Source organism: Burkholderia sp. Bp9031 (assembly GCF_003857965.1).
Classification (GTDB): domain Bacteria; phylum Pseudomonadota; class Gammaproteobacteria; order Burkholderiales; family Burkholderiaceae; genus Burkholderia; species Burkholderia ambifaria_A.
In genome coordinates this window covers 1-2,222 of record NZ_QTPW01000076.1, presented here as the reverse complement: position 1 = coordinate 2,222, position 2,222 = coordinate 1, and the positions used below count along the sequence as shown (strand labels likewise).

The following is a 2,222-nucleotide window of genomic DNA, read 5'->3' as shown; positions in this document are numbered from 1 at the left end:
GACCGTGAAACGACTCTACGCCGATGATAGTGCGGATTCCCGTGTGAAAGTAGGTAATCGTCAGGCTCCCTAAGCCAGAAACCCCCGCCCGAACAGGCGGGGGTTTTTGCATTTGTGGCGCCGGAAAAGGAAAAGGGCGATGGCCGCCAGGTGTTGGCTTGGGAGATCGTGCCGGTAGGCCGGTGAGCTGGCCAGGCAGGATCCTCATGCACGTCGCACCCGCGTCGCAGCCGGGCCCAGTAGCTCGATCCCGCTGCAACTGCCGTCTCGACTGCCGAGCAAGCCAGTCTTGCACCGCTCGCTGAGCGGGAATCGGATCGACGGCGAGTCGATTGGTCTGATGGTGTCAGGCTGACGTACCTCGGTTCTGGTCACGGTCGACAGTATCGAACCCGCGGGGCGAAATCTGCCGCATCCGTCAGTTCTTGTTACGTTGGTATCCAACTCCACGCCGGCGTCCATCCTTCGAACGATCGACCATTGCATTGGGGGTACGGGCGATCGTCCTTGCGGAGAGGAAGATTTCGTCACTTGTCCGGCTGTCGTCAGTGGCCGTTTCATGCTCGGAGTGATCTCGTCTCCCACCCGTTCTCTCATTGTTTGCGGCCTTGGGCGCATCGCACAACGTGCCGAGTCGTCGCGCCTGATAATCCATCATCGCGGCCCATCGGCCCGTATATTTCGGCTATCTGCGCCCAATGTCGGTAATTTTGTTCAAGGTGTCGGCGAATGACCGATGCGTTTCTTGGTAAATCTCCGTGGTTGCAGGCGACGTTGCAGCCAGGCGCGCGAGTGCACATCGTTGTATCGGGCGGCTGCAAGGCATCAAGGCGAGCCGAACTGTCGGCGGCGCCTCCGGGCGGCGTCCCCATTGTTGCCGGCCGCGACAAGGTTGGTCGAAGCGTCGGCCAGCAACCACGCGCACGTGATCGCTTCCCGAGCTCTGCGCTTACAGGAGTCGCTCTTATCGGCCGCGATCAAGCAGTTGGCGTCGATTGGCGGTTTCAGCGTGTCGCACACAGCGCGAGTTGCAGCATCTGTCGTAGGCCTTGCGGCGTGGCTCTCGGAAAGTGCTTGCTGTCGGATTGCCGTGATCCTTTCAGCGCGACCCGCGCATTTTCGGTATCGTCCCTATGGGCCGCGGAAGCGGCGAAGATCAGCGCGAGGGCAAGGAGGTTGACCCGGCTTTCGCGTGGGACGTGAGAGGGGACGGGGACGGGCGGGGTTGATCGCAACAGGGGATGGTGTCGCACCAGCTCTTCTGTCTGCGGTGATATGAGGGCGCCATCCTGAGACATTGAGATTCCCGCGTCGCGGCGGACCTGACGAGAACGCCCGCCCTTTACGCCGAATCTGGCTTGAGCGTCGATGTGCCGGCAACCACTGCGGAGGTGTCGGCCGTGCCTAACGGCTTCATTGACGCATCTCCCGCTAACCAACTGCGGCCGGTCCGAGCCCTTGGTGGAGGCCTCGCAGACCCCTCCGGCATGAAATTTGCGATTTTTTTCATCTACCCGCTTGGCATTATGCGCGAGAGGCCTTATGATGGCGGTCTTTCGTTTTCAGCGAAGATGCAAATCGACGTTGAAGGCGGAGTCTGACGAAGATGTGGACGCCGGATGGCGATCCTCTCGTGCTTGCCTCAGCCGGGCGAGCGTGGGTGTCGGGTGAGTCGCTCGAGCGTGTTGGAAGAGAATGAAAATAATCTTCCGGATGTGCTTGACAAGACTGCGATGCACCCCCATAATCGTCAGTTCTCTACGGAGGGGTGCCCGAGTGGCTAAAGGGGGCAGACTGTAAATCTGTTGGCTTACGCCTACGTTGGTTCGAATCCAACCTCCTCCACCAGAACATCAGCGCAGAGAGCGGTAAGGAATCGTTAGTGGCCCGTGCGGGTGTAGCTCAATGGTAGAGCAGAAGCCTTCCAAGCTTACGACGAGGGTTCGATTCCCTTCACCCGCTCCAGTCCGTGAAGTTGAAGCGTAATACCGCCCATGTGGCTCAGTGGTAGAGCACTCCCTTGGTAAGGGAGAGGTCGGCAGTTCGATCCTGCCCATGGGCACCAGCAGTAAAAAGTCAGTGTCTGTTTGCGCGCGGCGCAACATGTGAAATTCCTTTCGGGAGTTGAAAATGGCCAAGGAAAAGTTTGAGCGGACCAAGCCGCACGTCAACGTTGGAACGATTGGTCACGTTGACCACGGCAAGACGACGCTGACGGCAGC

At 59.6% G+C, this 2,222-nt stretch carries 2 protein-coding genes and 3 tRNA genes; all 5 read left to right on the top strand.

Features of this window, described 5'->3' with window-relative positions; translation table 11 throughout:
* Positions 1-1,358: 1,358 nt before the first annotated feature.
* Positions 1,359-1,601 carry a hypothetical protein gene (locus DIE15_RS36525; RefSeq protein ID WP_124835870.1) on the top strand — a complete coding sequence of 81 codons (243 nt, stop codon included), beginning with the start codon at positions 1,359-1,361 and terminating at the stop codon, positions 1,599-1,601.
* A gap of 161 nt (positions 1,602-1,762) precedes the next feature.
* Positions 1,763-1,848, top strand: a tRNA-Tyr gene (locus DIE15_RS36520).
* 43 nt (positions 1,849-1,891) lie between these two features.
* Positions 1,892-1,965 (top strand) — tRNA-Gly (locus DIE15_RS36515).
* A 25-nt stretch (positions 1,966-1,990) separates the two neighbouring features.
* Positions 1,991-2,065: transfer RNA gene (locus tag DIE15_RS36510), tRNA-Thr, on the top strand.
* A 65-nt stretch (positions 2,066-2,130) separates the two neighbouring features.
* A partial coding sequence (locus tag DIE15_RS36505) for a GTP-binding protein (protein ID WP_018003793.1) occupies positions 2,131-2,222 on the top strand: 92 nt, incomplete at its 3' end.